This is a genomic window from Vibrio sp. SS-MA-C1-2, from assembly GCF_021513135.1.
In the GTDB taxonomy this organism is placed as follows: domain Bacteria; phylum Pseudomonadota; class Gammaproteobacteria; order Enterobacterales; family Vibrionaceae.
Genome location: NZ_CP090981.1, coordinates 1210278 through 1227944, shown reverse-complemented (window position 1 = coordinate 1227944; position 17667 = coordinate 1210278). Strand labels below are relative to the sequence as shown.

Here is a 17667-nt window from a genome sequence, read left to right as displayed (position 1 = left end):
CAAAAATGGTTGAGTATCATGACTCAAACCACCGTTAATTCTCAATATTTGATTGCTGTGGCTCAATCACCTTAGGAAGATTCCAATCATCCCAAATTGCGGTTGCTCCCGCAGGAAGCCATAAATTCCGGCCTAAATCAGACCAAGCAGATGGATAATGGAAATCAGAACCTTGTGACGCTAATAAGTTATAGTCGTTCGAGTATTGCACTAATAGTCGTCGATTATCTTGTGTCTGTTGAGGTAGTGCGACTTCCATTCCATCACCGCCCGCTTGCGAAAAATCATTTAATAGTCGTTTTGTCCACTTAGGCGTTAGCTTATAACGATGAGGGTGAGCAAGAACTGCTTGTCCTCCCACTTGATGAATAATCTCAATGGCTTCAGAAATCGAACACCATTGTGGTGGAACATAACCGATTTTTCCACGACCTAAATATTTCTTAAATACGTTTTGCATTGTATTTGCATAGCCATGTTCAACGAGCCATTGAGCGAAGTGTGAGCGGGTTAAACTTCCGTCACCTGCGAGTTTTTTTGCCCCTTCATAGGCACCTTCAATATTGGCTCGCGCTAACCGTTCACCCATAAGTATAGCGCGCTGATCTCTTCTTTCAGCTTGCTCAACGATAAACGATTGTAAAATAGGATTGTTTTCATCCACATTTAATCCCACAACATGAATATCTTTATTTTCCCATACTGTGGAAATCTCAATTCCAGCAATAAGATGAAGGGGAAGGTTATGCTTTTTAATCGCCTCTCTCGCACTCGGCAAACCAGCAACGCTATCATGATCAGTAATCGCAAGCACTGAAACTCTATGTTCTACCGCTCTTAATACCAATTCTTCAGAAGTAAACTTTCCATCAGAAGCAAGAGTGTGGCTATGTAAATCAAAAATCATTTATTGGTGGCCTTTACTACTAACTTAAAAATAACGAATAAAAATACAAAAAATAAGATTGACACCCAAGCCAAATACTAGTTAACTAGTACATGAATTATCTATCTCTCTTTTTAACATAGGTTTTGTATGATACAGCAAAATAACCGCAATTGTTCAATTAACAAAAGTTGGTGGTGGCCATCCTAATAACTAGGCGGCTGAATTTTGTGTATCTAATACCTTGTACAGTCCGCTTATTGCGGGCTTTTTTTACAAAAAAATAGACAGTTCTAACGATATGTTGTAATAGTATTAACCAAACTAACAACAACTTAACCTGACTTAGCGTTGATAATGATTAATTATGGAGTCTCTTAGTACCATGCCTACAAATACTATCGGTCAATTGGATGTTATTCATTTAACAATTCCTTACTACTCAGATCCAACCGAACTCTACTTTAATCTTTGTAATGACAGTAATTGCAGTTTATTACTTGAATCAGCAGAAATTGAGTCAAAAGAGAATTTACAGAGCTTAATGCTCATTGATGCCGCCGTTCGTATCACTTGTCGTGGTAAGCAGATAATACTAACAGCCTTAACAACCAATGGTGAAAATGTATTAACTCACCTGCAACAAAGCATCAATTCATTATTTAATCCAATATTAGAAGGTACAACCTTACAATTAACGGTACCGAATATTGAACCCGCTTTAGATGAAGATAGCCGTTTAATACAATTGTCTGCTATGGATCCACTGCGTGCGATTCGTCATTGTTATCAACTTGCAGGGCTACCAGATAAAGCACTCTTCCTTGCTGGGCTGTTCGCTTACGATCTGGTTGAAAATTTTGAACCAATGCCGACCATTGCAGAAGGAAATAACTGCCCTGATTACCTTTTCTATATCGCAGAGACTTTATTAACGATTGATCATCAAAAGCAGACATCAGAATTACAAGGTACACTGTTCTCTGGTGAAAATGAGCAATTAAATCGTGAAAAGTTAACCTTACGTCTTGAGCAAATTAAGTCAACTCAAGTGACTGAAATTCCACCAGCAACAATTGTTGAAGATATCAGTGTCGAAACCAATATTTCAGACTCTGATTTCTGTCAAATTGTTGATGACTTAAAACAATCAGTGATTAAGGGCGATATTTTCCAAGTGGTTCCTTCTCGTCAATTTACACTGCCTTGTCCATCTACATTACAAGCTTACCGTACATTGAAAGTACAAAATCCAAGCCCATATATGTTCTATCTAAAAGATAGTGATTTCACACTCTTTGGCGCCTCTCCTGAAAGTGCATTGAAATATGATGCCAAAGATAATCAAGTGGAAATTTACCCTATAGCGGGTACTCGTCGTCGCGGCAAAAACAGTGATGGTTCTATCAATAAAGATCTTGATGGCCGTATCGAGTTAGAACTACGTTGTGATAAAAAAGAGCAAGCAGAACATATGATGTTGGTCGATTTAGCTCGTAATGATGTCGCTCGAATTAGCCAAGCAGGCACTCGTCACGTAGCAGAACTGCTAAAAGTTGACCGTTATAGCCACGTTATGCATTTAGTCTCTCGCGTTGTTGGTCAGCTTCGCCCAGAATTAGATGCGCTGCATGCTTATCAAGCCAGTATGAACATGGGAACACTAACGGGTGCACCAAAAATTCGTGCGATGCAGTTAATCCGTCAAGTCGAAGGCCAACGTCGAGGCAGTTATGGCGGTGCGGTGGGTTATTTAACCGGAACAGGCAGTATGGATACCTGTATTGTTATCCGATCTGCTTATGTTGAAGATGGTATGGCAACGATTCAAGCGGGTGCAGGTGTGGTTTATGACTCAATACCTCAAGCCGAAGCCGATGAGACCCGAGGTAAAGCTCAAGCCGCGATTAACGCGATTAAACATGCGCATTCAATCAACTAGGAGTCAACATTATGTCAGCCCAACAACAAATTATTTTACTCGATAACTTTGACTCTTTTACCTATAACCTTGTGGATCAGTTCCGCTCTTTAGGTCATAACGTTGCGATTTATCGTAATAACTTACCTGCCGAAGATATCGTTAAAGCTATTCAAAGCTTAGAAAATCCAATACTGGTTCTTTCACCTGGCCCTGGAGCGCCATCAGAAGCGGGCTCTATGCCTGAAGTAATTCATCGTTTAAAAGGTCATGTACCTATGATTGGTATCTGCTTAGGTCATCAGGCAATTGTTGAAGCTTATGGTGGCAAAGTTGCGGGTGCTCAAGAGATTATGCACGGCAAGCCCTCTTTAATGGAACACAATAGTGAAGCGATGTTTAAAGGGTTAGATCATCCCTTACCGATTGGTCGCTATCATTCACTCGTGGCAACAGATCTAGGAGATGAACTTGACTGTGTGGCATCGGTAGATCAACTGGTTATGGCCGTTGTTCATCCTAAAGATCGCGTTTGTGGATTCCAATTCCACCCGGAATCAATCTTAACCACTCAAGGTGCTGTATTACTAACCCAAACATTAGCATGGGTAACAGAACAACAAACGACAAAAAACAATCAAACTGCTGCTCATTGATAAGGAGAGTCAATATGGAACAGATTATCGAAAAGTTATACCAACAACAGTCACTCTCTTTTGCGGAAAGTAATCAGCTGTTTGACGCGATTATTAAAGGTAATGTTGAACCGATTCTTTTAGGCGCTATTTTAACTGCTCTTAAAATTAAAGGAGAGACACCAAGTGAAATTGCTGGTGCTGCAAACGCATTACAATTAAATGCTAGCCCTTTTCCAACACCTGATTATGACTTTGCCGATATTGTCGGTACAGGGGGAGATGGTGCGAATACTATCAACATTTCGACAACGTCGGCATTTGTAGCGGCGGCTTGCGGCTTAAAAGTCGCTAAACATGGTAATCGTGGTGTTTCAAGTAAGTCAGGCTCTTCTGATCTTCTTGATGCTTTTGGTATTAATCTGGCGATGGATGCAGAAAGTTCTCGTCAAGCTTTAGATGATTTAGGTCTATGTTTTCTATTTGCCCCTCACTATCATCAAGGGGTACGCCATGCAATGCCTGTTCGTCAAGCCATGAAAACACGCACCATCTTCAATATCTTAGGTCCACTCATCAATCCTGCAAAACCAAAAATTGAGTTGATGGGTGTTTATGATCCCGCCCTTATCGATCCCATTGCACAAACCATGGTTGAATTAGGCATGAAGCGAGCAGCTGTCGTCCATGGTTCAGGACTTGATGAAGTGGCAATTCATGGTGAAACCCACGTTGCAGAGATCATTAATGGTGAAATTAACCGTTATAGCGTTAAACCTGCTGATTTTGGATTAAAAGAACACTCTCTGCTTTCCATTGCGGGTGGTACACCAACAGAAAATCGAGTAATTACTGAAGCGATTCTGCAAGGTAAAGCGTCAGATGCCCAACAAAGTGCAGTCGCAGCCAATGTGGCATTATTAATGCGTCTGTTTGGCCACCAAGATTTAAAAGCCAATGCAGAACAAGCGATCGAAGTGATGCGCAGTGGTAAGCCTTTAGAATTAGTTTCTCAATTAGCAGAGCGAGGATAGAAATGGAAACGGTATTAGCAGAAATTGTTGCAGATAAGAAGATCTGGGTTGCCGCACGAAAAGAGGCTCAACCACTAGCCAGCTTCCAAGATGAGATAACACCAAGTGATCGTGATATGTATGCCGCACTGGGTGAATCTCAAACCAGTTTTATCCTTGAGTGTAAAAAAGCCTCGCCTTCTAAAGGTTTAATCCGCGACCATTTTGATCTTGATTATATCGCAGGCATCTATGGTCGTTACGCCACGGCGATTTCCGTCTTAACCGATGAGAAATACTTCCAAGGTGATTTTGAGTTTATCAATCAAGTCCGCTCTCAAGTTAATGTTCCCGTTATTTGTAAAGACTTTATGGTAGATCCTTATCAAGTCTATTTAGCTCGCTATTATCAAGCCGATGCGATTTTATTGATGCTTTCGGTACTGGATGATCAACAGTATCGTGAGTTATTCGATCTTGCTCACTCTCTCAATCTAAATGTTTTAACCGAAGTGAGTAATCAAGAAGAGCTTGAACGTGCCATTGCCCTAAAAGCTCCGTTGGTAGGAATTAATAACCGAAACTTAAGAGACTTGTCCGTTGATCTTAATCGCACCAAAGAGTTAGCGCCACAACTGCCTGAAGGTGTCATTGTTATCTCTGAGTCTGGGATTAATAATCATCAACAAGTTCGCGATATTGCTCAATTTGCTAATGGCTTCTTAATCGGCAGCTCATTAATGGGTGAACAAGATTTAGAGCGTGCGGTTCGTCGTGTTCTTTTAGGTGATAATAAAGTCTGCGGTTTAACTCGCCCTGAAGATGCCATTACCGCTTATCAAGCTGGGGCGAACTACGGTGGATTGATTTTTGTTCCACAGTCAAAACGTGTTATCAGCGTCAATCAAGCCAAAGAAATTAAAGCTGCTGCACCATTGAGCTATGTCGGTGTTTTTCAAAATCAAGAGATTAATGAAGTATCACAAATTGCTGCCGCATTAAACCTTAATGTGATTCAGTTACATGGCGATGAAGATCAACAATATATCGATCAACTTCGAGACTTATTACCGAAAAGTACTGAGATTTGGAAAGCCCTTGCTGTTTCTAAGCAGCTACCTGAGTTCAATTACCAACAGGTTGACCGTTACCTATTAGACAGCAAAGTCACTCAGGTTATCGATAACAAAACCGTAACCCAAACCGGTGGTACTGGTGAAGTATTTGATTGGCAGTTGATCTCAGAAGAGAACAAAAAGCAGATAATGTTAGCGGGCGGCATTTCACCAGAAAATGCCAAACAAGCGAGTCAATTAGCCTGTTTAGGACTAGATATAAACTCAGGGGCTGAGAGTGCTCCAGGAATCAAAGAGTCAGAAAAATTAACTCAAATATTTAGTCAGATTAGAGCTTACTGAAACATAAAGTAAATAAATTAAACAGAATTTCAACCCAAATGTCTTAAAGCTAAATTGAGAATCATCGATAAACCTCTAACTTCAAGCATAATGGGTATCAACAAATTAAAATTTAAAGGAAAAGTCATGAGTCAGTTAGATGCCTATTTTGGTGAATATGGTGGTCAATTTGTACCACAAATCTTAGTTCCAGCTTTAGACCAACTTGAACAAGCATTTATTGATGCTCAAAAAGATCCTGAGTTTCAAGAAGAATTTATTACCCTATTAACCGAATATGCTGGTCGTCCAACGGCATTAACGCGTTGTCAAAATTTAGCGTCTCACAGTAAAACTCGTCTTTACTTAAAGCGTGAAGATCTCCTCCACGGCGGTGCTCATAAAACAAACCAAGTTCTGGGTCAGGCACTTCTTGCTAAACGTATGGGTAAGAAAGAGATCATTGCTGAAACAGGGGCTGGACAACATGGCGTAGCTACAGCGCTAGCGTGCGCACTATTAGGATTAAAATGTCGTGTCTACATGGGTGCAAAAGATGTTGAACGTCAAAGCCCGAACGTATTCAGAATGAAACTGATGGGTGCTGAGGTAATTCCTGTTCATGCAGGCTCAGCAACCTTAAAAGATGCTTGTAATGAAGCACTACGTGACTGGTCGGCAAACTACGACACAGCACATTATCTATTAGGCACGGCTGCGGGCCCTCACCCATTCCCAACTATCGTTCGTGAATTCCAAAAAATGATTGGTGAAGAGACTAAACGCCAAGTCTTAGCAAAAGAAGGGCGCCTTCCTGATGCGGTTGTAGCTTGTGTTGGCGGTGGTTCAAATGCTATCGGTATGTTTGCTGATTTTATCGATGATCCAGAAGTCCGCTTAATTGGTGTCGAGCCAGCAGGTAAAGGGATCGATACCCCGATGCATGGCGCACCATTAAAGCATGGCAAGATGGGGATCTTCTTTGGAATGAAAGCACCACTAATGCAAGATAAAGATGGTCAAGTTGAAGAATCTTACTCAGTTTCAGCTGGACTTGATTTCCCATCTGTTGGTCCTCAACATGCTTACCTAAATTCAATTGGTCGTGCTGAATATGGTTCAATCACCGATGATGAAGCATTAGAAACATTCCAATTACTGGCTCGTAAAGAAGGTATTATTCCAGCACTTGAGTCTGCTCATGCTTTAGCTTATGCCCTTAAATTGATTGATGAAGAACCAGAAAAAGAGCAGATCATGGTGGTTAATTTATCCGGTCGTGGAGATAAAGATATCTTCACTGTTCACGATATCCTACAACAACAAGGAGTGATGTAATGGATCGCTATCAAACCCTATTTGCTGAATTAAAACAGAAAAATGAAGGGGCTTTTGTCCCATTCGTCACGTTAGGTGATCCCTCACCGGAAGTTTCATTGCAGATTATCGATACCCTTGTTGCCGCAGGTGCAGATGCTCTTGAGCTAGGGATCCCATTCTCTGATCCTTCAGCAGATGGCCCAACGATTCAAGGGGCAACGATTCGCGCATTAGAGGCTAAAACAACCCCAACGGTTTGTTTTGAAATGCTGACTAAAATTCGTGAAAAACACCCTACCGTCCCAGTTGGCCTATTGATGTATGCTAACTTAGTTTATACCGATGGTATTGATAACTTTTACGCTAAATGTCAAAAAGCCGGCGTTGATTCAGTATTGATTGCGGATGTTCCGACCGGTGAATCTGAAGTGTTTGTTGCTTCTGCGAAAAAGCACAATGTACATCCTATCTTTATTGCGCCGCCAAATGGTGATCGAGAAACCCTGTCTCAAGTGGCTAAATTAGGTGGCGGGTACACTTACTTGCTATCAAGAGCTGGCGTAACAGGTGCAGAAACGAAAGCGGGTAAACCAATTACTGCATTACTTGATAACTTACAACAGTTTGATGCACCACCTCCTCTGCTTGGCTTTGGTATTTCAGCACCAGAGCAAGTGAAAGAAGCGATTGAAGCGGGTGCAGCCGGTGCAATTTCTGGTTCTGCGGTCGTGAAAATCATCGAACAGAATAAAGATAATACGCCTGTGATGCTTGAAAAATTAGCGGCTTTTATCACCCCAATGAAAGCAGCAACAAAGAAAGCTTAAGAACGTAAACTTCAAAAAATTAAGTGCTAAAACATAATATCTACAAAAAGCCCATTACCCACCAGCTGCCTAAATATCTATTTAAGCGGCATAAGGGAAATGGGCTTTTTATTACTAAACTTACTTTAATCCATAAACCTTAAGAATAAAGCTATAGACCATCGCCTCTTCTACCAAGTAAGCAAAGCGTCCCGTAGCTCCTCCATGACCACCTTCCATATTGGTATGCAGTAGCACCATATTATCTGAAGTCACCGTATCTCGAACTTTCAGCGCAAACTTAGCCGGTTCCCAATAGGTCACTCTTGGGTCAGAAATCCCCGCCGTTAACAGTAGATGAGGATAATCATTGTGAGGAATATTATCGTAAGGTGAATAGCCTTTAATATAGTGATAATAATCCATCTGCTCAGGATTACCCCACTCATCGTACTCTAATTGAGTTAAAGGAAGATCGGGATCTAACATCGTCGTCAAGACATCAACAAAAGGTACTTCGGCTACAACGCCACAGTAAAGATCAGGTCGACGGTTAGCTGCAGCCGTAACTAATAGTCCACCTGCACTACCCCCCATTATCATCACTTGCTCTTTAGCGCCGTAATTACGCTTAACTAAGGCTTCAGCACAGCAATTCAAATCATCAAAACTGTTCTCTTTTTGCTTAAATTTACCGGTTTCATACCACGCTCTGCCAAGGGTCGAACTACCTCGAACATGACAGATTGCGTAGACAATCCCTCGATCAACTAACGATAAAACATTCGCCGAAAAATCAGGCTTAATATTGACACCATAAGCACCGTACCCATAAAGCAACAAGGGCGCCTTACCATCAACTTTTGTCTGTTGGTGATAAAACAGTGTGACCGGAATATCGACACCATCGAGACTTTTTACCACGGTTCGTTCGACCTTATAATCTTCAGCACAAAATCCAGCAATCGGTTCTTGTTTTAATCGTTCTGAACGTCGCTCTTGTCGGTGATAGTGGTAAAGTGATGGCGGCGTCGCAGGAGAGGAGTAACCATAACGCAACTGTTGAGTATCAAATTCTGGGTTATCACCTAAATAGCACGAGTAAGCTTGTTCAGGAAACTCAATATAATGGCGTTCGCTGTACCCTTCTAACAGACTAATCTGCGGTAGTCCCTGATACATTTCAGTGACCGCCATAAACTGCTTAAAACAGATAAAACTGGTCAACATTCTTTCTGAAGATGGTGCAATAAGCTGCTGCCAGTAAGCGCTGTGACTTTGCGTCACGCTGGTTTTCACCATTCTAAAGTTAGGATCGATATCATTGGTTTGAATATAAAAGTAACCGTCACAATGATCGACATAATACTCATGTCCGATTCGACGAGGTTCAATGACCGTGGGTACTTGCTGTGGGTCATTAGCATCAATCCAATGAATTTCGGTACTGATTGCTCCTTCCGCCTCAATCAACAGATACTTTTCATCTTGCGTTTTATCTAAACCGATAAAAAACTCACCGACTTGCGCTTCACAATAGATAGTAGGATCAAGTTCCTTCGGCTGCCCTAATGTGTGGGTTTTTACTTTATACGGGCGATGATGTTGATCTAAAAGTACATAAGCTAACGTTTGACTATCAGCAAACCAAACAAATGAACTTGATGCGCCTTCGATAACCTGATCAAATTCATTTCCCGTTGCTATATCCATAAAACGAATCTGATAACTCTCATCCCCTTCGGTATCAACAGCATAAGCTAATAATGTTTGATCTGGCGTCACTTCAAAACCAGCGAGATCAAAATACGGATGATCTCCTGCCAATTTATTTTCATCTAAAAAGAGATGCTCATCATTTAACTTACTATCAATCGCAGCACGCCAATGCTGCGGGTACTCTTGACCTTTTACATAACGCTCAAAGTAAGAGAAGTTACCCCATGTGACTGGATACGTTGTTTTCTCCTCCTGAATTCGAGATCGTAACTCTTTATAGAGCAATGTCTGTAATTCACGGCAATCACTTAACTGATATTGAGTATAAAGATTCTCTTGCTCTAAATGAGCTCTGACATCAGGATCTTGTTCTAAATTTCGTAACCAATAATAAGGGTCATGACGAGAATCCTGATGTTTTTCCATCAAATGGGGGATGCGTTTTGCTGTGGGTGATATCACAAGATGCCTCTTTAATTGCGGTGCTTATTGATTATGATACTTGAATCATCTTTAATATGCAGAAATGAACATGAAGATTCATGATTATTTATTATATATCCTTCTTACTTGATATATATACTCAAGATAATTGGCGTTGTCAGTAGGCGGCAAGTGAATGAGGCCTCATAAGTATAGGTGTACTATATGATTGGGCGAATGAGCGCAGCCAACAACCTAGCAACTTCAAGTATGAGGGTATGAAGGGGATAAACGGTACCCACGGATAACGACCAACGTTAGCTATGCTTAGTTATGTTTAACTATATTTAGGCACGTTTAGCTAGGAAATCGTTGAGTTGTTGGGTTAGACTATCAAAAATTTATGGACAAGGTCATACATGAAACAACTAATTGAATTTATACCACTCGTTATCTTTTTTACTCTATATAAGATGTACGATATCTATGTTGGAACCGCGGCATTAATTGTTGCAACGGCACTTCAGCTTATTTTTACTTGGTATAAATATCGTAAAGTAGAAAAAATGCAGTTGATTACTTTTATTATGGTGACTGTATTTGGTGGCTTAACCATTTTCCTTCACGATGATAATTTCATTAAATGGAAAGTGACGATTGTCTACGCTATTTTTGCTATCGGTCTACTCGTTTCACAATTAATGAATAAACCGGCAATTAAAGGGATGTTAGGGAAAGAGATCACTCTACCAGATTATGTTTGGAATCGTGTTAATGGTGCTTGGGTTCTATTCTTTGCGATTTGTGCTGTCGCCAATATTTATGTTGCTTTCAAACTTCCATTGGATGTTTGGGTTAACTTCAAAGTTTTTGGTTTATTGATTATTACCTTCATCTTTACCATTCTAAGTGGAATTTATATGTACAAACATATGCCTAAATCCGAAAAGGGTGAAACAGAAGAAAATGAAGCAGATAAAAAAGAGTCATAAAAGTTAACAAGACAGATTGCGGCTTACTTTCTTAATTAATGACTCGTTCTCTCAATATTGATCGCTTAAAAATACTCATAAAAGCTGTCATCAAAAGTCAATGATTTAAAAGTAAGCAGCTATAATCTAATAAAGGCTCTAATTACGATGATGTTCGATCTTTCTCTTTCATAACACAAAAGAGTCGCTCGAAAAAAGGAACAGAAATGAGTACTGAAGATTTACCTAAAGGTGAAACCCTACTTCGCACCCTTGCTATGCCTGCAGATACTAATGCCAATGGTGATATTTTTGGCGGCTGGATCATGTCTCAACTGGACTTAGCCGGAGCAATTTTAGCTAAAGAGATTTGCCAAGGGCGAGTTGTCACTGTTTCAGTGGATAATATTACCTTTTTAGCCCCTGTTACTGTGGGGGATGTTGTCTGTTGTTACGGTGAATGCTCTCGTATTGGTAATACCTCTATCAGTATCGATCTTGAAGTATGGGTTAAGCCTGTCGCTTATGATAAGGTCGGTGAACGTTATAAAGTTTGTAACGCTAGATTTAATTATGTAGCAATCAATGAGCACGGTCGCCCGCGCCCTGTGAAACCTAAAGCCTAAAAATTATCTATACCTAAAATAATTGGCGTTGCTAGTCGGCGGCAAGTGAGTGAGGCCCCATGAGCATAAATGTACTCTATGATTGGGGCAAACGAATACAGCCAACAACCTAGCGACTTCAAGTATGAAGGGTATAATCCCCAATTAAGGAGTTCGTTATGTGGTATGTGATTTTTTCTCAAGATGTTGAAGATAGTCTAGCGCGTCGCCTTTCTGTTCGAGAAGCGCACCTTGCTCGTCTCAATGAGTTACAACAAGAAGGACGTCTACTGGTTGCAGGCCCCAATCCTGCCATTGATAGCGAAGCGCCGGGTAGTGCTGGATTTACAGGTTCTACTGTTATTGCGGAATTTGGCAGTCTAGAACTCGCTCAATCTTGGGCAGATGCAGACCCTTATATCGCTGCTGGGGTTTATCAACAGGTCATTGTAAAACCGTTCATTAAAGTACTACCATAACTTTTTTGATTTATCGTAAAAATAAGGTTGCAATGTTGTGCAACCTTAGTTAAGTTAAATACCTATAAAATGAAGCTTTATTAGGTAGCTTCAGTTTGATAACTAAAGTAACTTAACTAAATAAAAGCATCTTAATCAAATTAAAAGTGAATTTAATCCAATGCGTATTCTTTCTCTATTTTTAAATCATCATCATCCTGATTAAACTTTCAGGAGAATACGTTCACCTGGAAGAAAAGAGACTTCCAGTGGTTAAATAGAACAAATTAGAACCCCTGGAAGCACAAAACTTCCAGGGGTTTTTTACTTTTTAGAATCAAATTATGAATACCCAATGTTATGAATACAGCGACTCAATGTCTCCGTATCGTCAAATAACAAAGGGATAAATCCTCTTAACAGGACAGCGATAAAACAAGGAATTAGATATGACAAACCGTTTACGAATTGCAATTCAAAAGAAAGGACGCTTAAGCAAAGAGTGTCAGGAACTCCTAAAGCGCTGTGGCGTTAAAGTTAACCTTCAAGGCGAGCGTCTGATTGCTCATTCTGAAAATATGCCAATCGATCTACTATTAGTTCGTGATGACGATATTCCAGGTCTGGTGATGGATGGTGTGGTTGATCTCGGTGTAATCGGTCAAAATGTATTAGAGGAAGAGTGCTTAGATCGTGCACAAAGTCAGCAACCTTGTAGCTATAAATTACTTCGTCGCCTTGATTTTGGTGGCTGTCGTCTATCTATCGCAATAGAAAAAGAGCTCGACTACAACGGTCCTCAAGACTTAGAAGGCAAGCGTATCGCAACTACTTATCCTGAATTAGTTAAACGCTTCCTGAATGAGCAATCGATCAATGCAACAACATGTATGTTAAATGGTTCTGTTGAAGTCGCACCTCGTGCGGGTTTAGCCGATGCGATCTGTGACTTAGTATCAACTGGTGCAACACTAGAAGCGAACGGCCTAAAAGAGGTTGAAGTTATTTATCGTTCAAAAGCGGTATTAATTCAACGTGAAGGTGAACTAGAGCCAGAGAAAGCGGCACTTATCGACAAACTCCTTCCTCGAATCCAAGGTGTGATTCAAGCAAAAGAGTCAAAATATATTATGCTTCACGCACCCAAAAGTCGTTTAGACCAAGTTATTGCACTTATGCCTGGTGCTGAGCAACCAACAATTTTACCGTTAGCGAATGAAGATGATCTTGTTGCGGTACACCTTGTCAGTAGTGAAAAGCTATTCTGGGAAACCATGGAGCAACTAAAAGAGTTAGGCGCGAGCTCTATTCTTGTATTACCAATTGAAAAAATGATGGAGTAAGCTGATGAAAACTCTATCTTGGCAGACATTAAGCACTGAGCAAAAACAGCAAGTTTTAACTCGTCCGGCAATCACTAATGAATCAAATATCAATAGCAGTGTCTCTGCAATTATTGACCAAGTAAAGCGACAAGGCGATGAGGCTGTTTTAGCACTTACCGAGCGTTTTGATGGCGTTAAACCCGATGCTTTAATGGTCTCTCTAGCTGAGATAGAGGCTGCATCTGCACGCTTACCAGAAAATATTAAACAAGCACTGCAACAAGCACATAAAAATATCACCATGTTTCACCAAGCCCAGCAACCTCAACCTATTCGTGTTGAAACCCAACCGGGTGTTGTTTGTGAGCAGGTTACTCGACCAATCCGCTCTGTTGGACTTTATATTCCTGGCGGCAGTGCACCATTACCATCAACGGTATTAATGCTCGGTACGCCTGCTCAGATCGCGGGTTGTGGTGAAGTTATTTTAGCGTCACCGCCGCCGATTGCTGATGAGATTTTATACGCCGCATCACTCTGTAATATCGATAAGATCTACAATGTGGGTGGTGCGCAAGCCGTTGCTGCAATGGCTTATGGAACAGAATCAATCACCAAAGTGGATAAGATTTTTGGTCCAGGTAATGCCTTTGTTACCGAAGCGAAACGCCAAGTTAGCAATGACTTTATGGGCGCAGCTATCGATATGCCAGCAGGCCCTTCTGAAGTGATGGTGATTGCTGATAAGAGTGCAGACCCAGACTTTATTGCGGCTGACCTTCTCAGTCAAGCAGAGCATGGTCCAGACTCTCAAGTGATTTTAGTTACGCCATCGAAATTTATCGCGGAAGAAGTAAAAGAAGCGGTTTGGAAACAACAAGCTGAACTGTCACGAAAAGAGATCGCTGAACAAGCACTCACCTCAAGTACCATTGTCGTGACAGACTCGATCCAAACCTGTATCGATATCTCAAACCAATACGGACCTGAGCACTTAATTATTCAAACGCTTGATGCTCGAGAGTTACTGCCTCAATTAGATAACGCAGGCTCAATCTTTGTCGGTCACTGGTCTCCAGAATCTGTCGGTGACTATGCCTCTGGAACGAATCACGTTTTACCGACTTATGGTTATACGCGTACCTACTCTAGTCTTGGTTTAGCTGACTTTAGTAAACGAATGACGATTCAAGAACTCACCCCACAAGGGCTATTAGATATCTCAAATACCGTAGAAACCATTGCGGCAGCTGAAGGTCTTGATGCTCATAAAAATGCCGTCACGCTACGAGTGAAAAAGTTACGAGCAGAGCAAGAATCAAGGGAGTCATAAATGGATATTATCAAATTGGCTCGGAAAAATGTGCAACAACTTACCCCTTACCTTTCTGCGCGACGTATTGGCGGAAGTGGCGACATCTGGCTCAACGCGAATGAATCTCCATTTAATAACAGTGAGCGTTACTCTGGTTCACCACTCAACCGCTATACCGAGTGTCAGCCAAAAGCGTTAATCAATGCTTATGCCGAATACGCAGGAGTCAAACCAGAGCAAGTGATCGCCTCACGAGGTGCTGATGAAGGGATTGAATTACTGATCAGAGCATTTTGTGAACCAAACCAAGATGCAATCCTTTACTGCCCACCGACTTACGGCATGTACTCTGTCAGTGCTGAGACATTTGGTGTTGCACAAAAAGTGGTGCCTCTAACAGCTGAATGGCAACTTGATATTACTGCGATAGAGAAAAATCTTGATAACGTCAAAGTGGTATTTGTTTGTAGTCCAAATAATCCAACCGGTAACTTATTGAAGCGCCAAGATATAGAAACGCTTTTAAAGACGACTAAGGATCGCGCATTGGTGGTGGTTGATGAAGCTTATATCGATTTTTGTCTTGATGCTTCAACCAAAGATCTCCTCGCGACTTATCCAAATTTAGTGATTTTGCGAACCTTATCAAAAGCCTTTGCATTGGCTGGCTTACGTTGTGGTTTCACCTTAGCAAACCGCCAAGTGATTGAGTTACTGCTAAAAGTGATTGCACCTTATCCGGTAGCCGTACCTGTGGCTGATATCGCGACAGACGCTTTGAGCCAAACGGGTATCGCTAAAAAAGATCAGCAAGTTGCAGAGTTAAACCGTCAACGAAGTTTATTACAACAATCACTAGAAGCGTTAGCAGCGGTCACGGTTTACTCTGGCTACGGTAACTATCTACTGGTGAGATTCCCTGATGGCGATCGAATGTTTAAAGCGCTATGGGATAGTGGCATGATCCTTCGTAACTCACCGATTGAAGATTGTATTCGAATCTCAATTGGAACAGAGCAAGAGAATCACGCGGTTTTACAGTTTATTAAGCAACAAATTAACGATTAAGAATTATTGGAAAGTTTCATAAGGAGATGCCCCGTGGCACAACAGAAAATACTATTTATCGATCGTGATGGAACATTAATTGAAGAGCCACCTATCGATTTTCAAGTTGATCGTTTAGACAAACTGAAGTTAGAGCCCAATGTTATCCCTGCTCTATTGTCGTTACAAAATGCAGGCTATCAATTAGTGATGGTCACTAACCAAGATGGTCTCGGTACCGATAGTTACCCACAGGCTGATTTCGATCTTCCTCATAATATGATGATGGAGATCTTCAGCTCTCAAGGGGTTACATTTAGTGATACCTTAATTTGCCCTCATTTTGAAGAGCAGAACTGTAGCTGCCGTAAACCTAAACTTGGCATGGTTAAAGAATATCTCCAACAAGGTCGCGTTGACTTCAAAAATTCAGTGGTGATTGGCGATCGTCAAACCGATCTACAGTTAGCTGAAAACATGGCGATTTCCGGTATTCTTTATAATCGAGAAACACTAAACTGGCAGCATATTGTTGAGAAATTGACAACTCACCCACGAATTGCAAGCGTCACTCGCACCACCAAAGAGACGGATATCTCAATCTCTGTCAATCTAGATAAAAGCGGCGGCAATGAGATCCATACAGGGCTAGGCTTTTTTGATCATATGTTAGATCAGATCGCCACACACGGCGGTTTCCAGATGATTGTTAACGTCTCTGGCGATCTTCACATTGATGATCACCATACCATTGAAGATACTGCCCTCGCTCTTGGTTCTGCATTAAAAGAGGCTTTGGGTGATAAACGTGGTATTGGTCGTTTTGGCTTTTCTTTACCAATGGACGAATGTTTAGCTCAATGTGCTCTTGATCTTTCTGGTCGTCCGTACCTTAAATTTGAAGCAGAGTTTGGTCGTGAGCAAGTCGGTGATCTATCAACAGAGATGGTAGAACACTTCTTCCGCTCTTTAACGGATACCTTAGCGTGTACCTTACACCTTAGCTCTAGTGGTCATAATGATCATCATATTGTTGAAAGCCTATTTAAAGCTTTTGGTCGAACTCTACGCCAAGCAATTGAGATCAAAGGTAATGAACTACCAAGTAGTAAAGGGGTTTTATAATGGCAAATGTTGTAATTATTGATACCGGTTGTGCCAATATATCCTCGTTACGGTTTGCTATTGAACGCTTAGGTTTCTCCGTTGAAATATCTCGCGATCCCGCAACGATTCTAGCCGCCGATAAGTTATTTTTACCCGGTGTAGGCACTGCGTCTGAAGCGATGAAAAATCTAGAACAGCGAGATCTGATCTCTCTGATCAAACAAGTCGAGAAACCGCTACTTGGTATCTGTTTGGGTATGCAACTTCTAGGTCAAATTTCTCAAGAAGGTAAAAGTCCCATTACCTGTTTAGGGATCTGTCCTGCACCAATTAATAAAATTCAGTCGGGTGATCTTCCACTTCCACATATGGGCTGGAATAAAATCTCAGTTAAAGATCAGCATCCTCTATTTGCAGGTATCGACAGCGATAGTTACTTCTATTTTGTTCATAGCTTTGCAATGCCAACTAGCCCTGAATATACCATTGCAAGCTGTCAATATGGTCAGGATTTTACGGCCGCAATTCAGTGTGGTAACTACTTTGGCGTGCAATTTCACCCAGAGCGTTCAAGTAAAGTTGGCGCAAAGCTGATTCAAAACTTCTTACTTATGTAATGAAACTCAGAATTAAAAATAGATTAATCATGTAATTTGAAACCATATATACCTAAAATAATTGGCGTTACTAGTCGGCGGCAAGTAAGTGAGGCCCCATGA

16 protein-coding genes and 1 other annotated feature are annotated in these 17667 nt (G+C 41.1%); of the genes, 14 read left to right on the top strand and 2 right to left on the bottom strand.

Going from position 1 to position 17667, the window contains the following annotated elements; genetic code table 11:
• Window positions 1-34: 34 nt before the first annotated feature.
• The gene (rnm, locus tag L0B53_RS10220) at window positions 35-907 is read right to left on the bottom strand and encodes an RNase RNM (RefSeq protein ID WP_235061939.1); all 873 of its coding nucleotides are present in this window, start codon (window positions 905-907) and stop codon (window positions 35-37) included.
• Window positions 908-1271: 364 nt separating this feature from the next.
• Here rnm and L0B53_RS10215 point away from each other — a divergent pair, with 364 nt between their 5' ends.
• From L0B53_RS10215 to trpA, 6 genes are all read left to right on the top strand, one after another.
• Complete coding sequence (locus L0B53_RS10215; RefSeq protein WP_235061938.1) at window positions 1272-2828, top strand: anthranilate synthase component 1; 1557 nt, start codon at window positions 1272-1274, stop codon at window positions 2826-2828.
• 11 nt (window positions 2829-2839) lie between these two features.
• The gene (locus tag L0B53_RS10210) at window positions 2840-3463 is read left to right on the top strand and encodes an aminodeoxychorismate/anthranilate synthase component II (protein ID WP_235061937.1); all 624 of its coding nucleotides are present in this window, start codon (window positions 2840-2842) and stop codon (window positions 3461-3463) included.
• Between the two features lie 14 nt (window positions 3464-3477).
• Complete coding sequence (trpD, locus tag L0B53_RS10205) at window positions 3478-4476, top strand: anthranilate phosphoribosyltransferase (RefSeq protein ID WP_235061936.1); 999 nt, start codon at window positions 3478-3480, stop codon at window positions 4474-4476.
• A 2-nt stretch (window positions 4477-4478) separates the two neighbouring features.
• The gene (trpCF, locus tag L0B53_RS10200) at window positions 4479-5873 is read left to right on the top strand and encodes a bifunctional indole-3-glycerol-phosphate synthase TrpC/phosphoribosylanthranilate isomerase TrpF (protein WP_235061935.1); all 1395 of its coding nucleotides are present in this window, start codon (window positions 4479-4481) and stop codon (window positions 5871-5873) included.
• A gap of 126 nt (window positions 5874-5999) precedes the next feature.
• Window positions 6000-7190, top strand: coding sequence for a tryptophan synthase subunit beta (gene trpB, locus L0B53_RS10195; RefSeq protein ID WP_235061934.1), 1191 nt, complete (start codon window positions 6000-6002; stop codon window positions 7188-7190).
• Window positions 7190-7999, top strand: coding sequence for a tryptophan synthase subunit alpha (gene trpA / locus L0B53_RS10190; protein WP_235061933.1), 810 nt, complete (start codon window positions 7190-7192; stop codon window positions 7997-7999). Before trpB ends, trpA begins: the two co-directional genes overlap by 1 nt.
• Before the next feature lie 120 nt (window positions 8000-8119).
• On the opposite strand, the gene L0B53_RS10185 is transcribed toward trpA, so the two are convergent.
• Entirely contained in the window at window positions 8120-10159 is a 2040-nt protein-coding gene (locus tag L0B53_RS10185; protein ID WP_235061932.1) for a S9 family peptidase, read from the bottom strand.
• A gap of 380 nt (window positions 10160-10539) precedes the next feature.
• On the opposite strand from L0B53_RS10185, the gene L0B53_RS10180 reads away from it, so the two are divergent.
• The 8 genes from L0B53_RS10180 (at window position 10540) to hisH (ending at window position 17565) form a co-directional block, all read left to right on the top strand.
• A complete protein-coding gene (locus tag L0B53_RS10180) occupies window positions 10540-11112 on the top strand; it encodes a septation protein A (protein WP_235061931.1) in 573 nt (190 codons plus the stop codon).
• Window positions 11113-11318: 206 nt separating this feature from the next.
• On the top strand, window positions 11319-11717 hold the full coding sequence (yciA, locus tag L0B53_RS10175) for an acyl-CoA thioester hydrolase YciA (protein WP_235061930.1): 399 nt from the start codon (window positions 11319-11321) through the stop codon (window positions 11715-11717).
• A gap of 158 nt (window positions 11718-11875) precedes the next feature.
• Window positions 11876-12175 (top strand): YciI family protein, encoded by a 300-nt coding sequence (locus L0B53_RS10170; RefSeq protein ID WP_235061929.1) that lies wholly within the window; start codon window positions 11876-11878, stop codon window positions 12173-12175.
• Window positions 12176-12358: 183 nt separating this feature from the next.
• Window positions 12359-12483 (top strand) — a sequence feature (His leader region).
• Window positions 12484-12603: 120 nt separating this feature from the next.
• Window positions 12604-13497: an ATP phosphoribosyltransferase gene (gene hisG / locus L0B53_RS10165; RefSeq protein ID WP_235061928.1), complete on the top strand. Its 894-nt coding sequence runs from the start codon at window positions 12604-12606 to the stop codon at window positions 13495-13497.
• 4 nt (window positions 13498-13501) lie between these two features.
• On the top strand, window positions 13502-14812 hold the full coding sequence (gene hisD, locus L0B53_RS10160) for a histidinol dehydrogenase (protein WP_235061927.1): 1311 nt from the start codon (window positions 13502-13504) through the stop codon (window positions 14810-14812).
• Window positions 14813-15862, top strand: a complete 1050-nt coding sequence (hisC, locus tag L0B53_RS10155; protein WP_409202827.1) for a histidinol-phosphate transaminase — start codon at window positions 14813-14815, stop codon at window positions 15860-15862.
• 33 nt (window positions 15863-15895) lie between these two features.
• Entirely contained in the window at window positions 15896-16966 is a 1071-nt protein-coding gene (gene hisB, locus L0B53_RS10150; protein WP_235061926.1) for a bifunctional histidinol-phosphatase/imidazoleglycerol-phosphate dehydratase HisB, read from the top strand.
• On the top strand, window positions 16963-17565 hold the full coding sequence (gene hisH / locus L0B53_RS10145) for an imidazole glycerol phosphate synthase subunit HisH (RefSeq protein ID WP_409202835.1): 603 nt from the start codon (window positions 16963-16965) through the stop codon (window positions 17563-17565). The genes hisB and hisH overlap by 4 nt, the downstream gene beginning before the upstream one ends.
• Window positions 17566-17667 lie beyond the last annotated feature (102 nt).

What these genes read in the sequence shown, in the direction of transcription:
- trpB (WP_235061934.1), top strand. Translation starts at nt 6,000, where the DNA reads ATGAGTCAGTTAGATGCCTATTTTGGTGAATATGGTGGTCAATTTGTA.
- L0B53_RS10170 (WP_235061929.1), top strand. Translation starts at nt 11,876, where the DNA reads ATGTGGTATGTGATTTTTTCTCAAGATGTTGAAGATAGTCTAGCGCGT.
- yciA (WP_235061930.1), top strand. Translation starts at nt 11,319, where the DNA reads ATGAGTACTGAAGATTTACCTAAAGGTGAAACCCTACTTCGCACCCTT.
- L0B53_RS10210 (WP_235061937.1), top strand. Translation starts at nt 2,840, where the DNA reads ATGTCAGCCCAACAACAAATTATTTTACTCGATAACTTTGACTCTTTT.
- rnm (WP_235061939.1), bottom strand. Translation starts at nt 907, where the DNA reads ATGATTTTTGATTTACATAGCCACACTCTTGCTTCTGATGGAAAGTTT.
- trpCF (WP_235061935.1), top strand. Translation starts at nt 4,479, where the DNA reads ATGGAAACGGTATTAGCAGAAATTGTTGCAGATAAGAAGATCTGGGTT.
- L0B53_RS10180 (WP_235061931.1), top strand. Translation starts at nt 10,540, where the DNA reads ATGAAACAACTAATTGAATTTATACCACTCGTTATCTTTTTTACTCTA.
- hisD (WP_235061927.1), top strand. Translation starts at nt 13,502, where the DNA reads ATGAAAACTCTATCTTGGCAGACATTAAGCACTGAGCAAAAACAGCAA.
- trpD (WP_235061936.1), top strand. Translation starts at nt 3,478, where the DNA reads ATGGAACAGATTATCGAAAAGTTATACCAACAACAGTCACTCTCTTTT.
- trpA (WP_235061933.1), top strand. Translation starts at nt 7,190, where the DNA reads ATGGATCGCTATCAAACCCTATTTGCTGAATTAAAACAGAAAAATGAA.
- hisG (WP_235061928.1), top strand. Translation starts at nt 12,604, where the DNA reads ATGACAAACCGTTTACGAATTGCAATTCAAAAGAAAGGACGCTTAAGC.
- L0B53_RS10215 (WP_235061938.1), top strand. Translation starts at nt 1,272, where the DNA reads ATGCCTACAAATACTATCGGTCAATTGGATGTTATTCATTTAACAATT.
- hisC (WP_409202827.1), top strand. Translation starts at nt 14,813, where the DNA reads ATGGATATTATCAAATTGGCTCGGAAAAATGTGCAACAACTTACCCCT.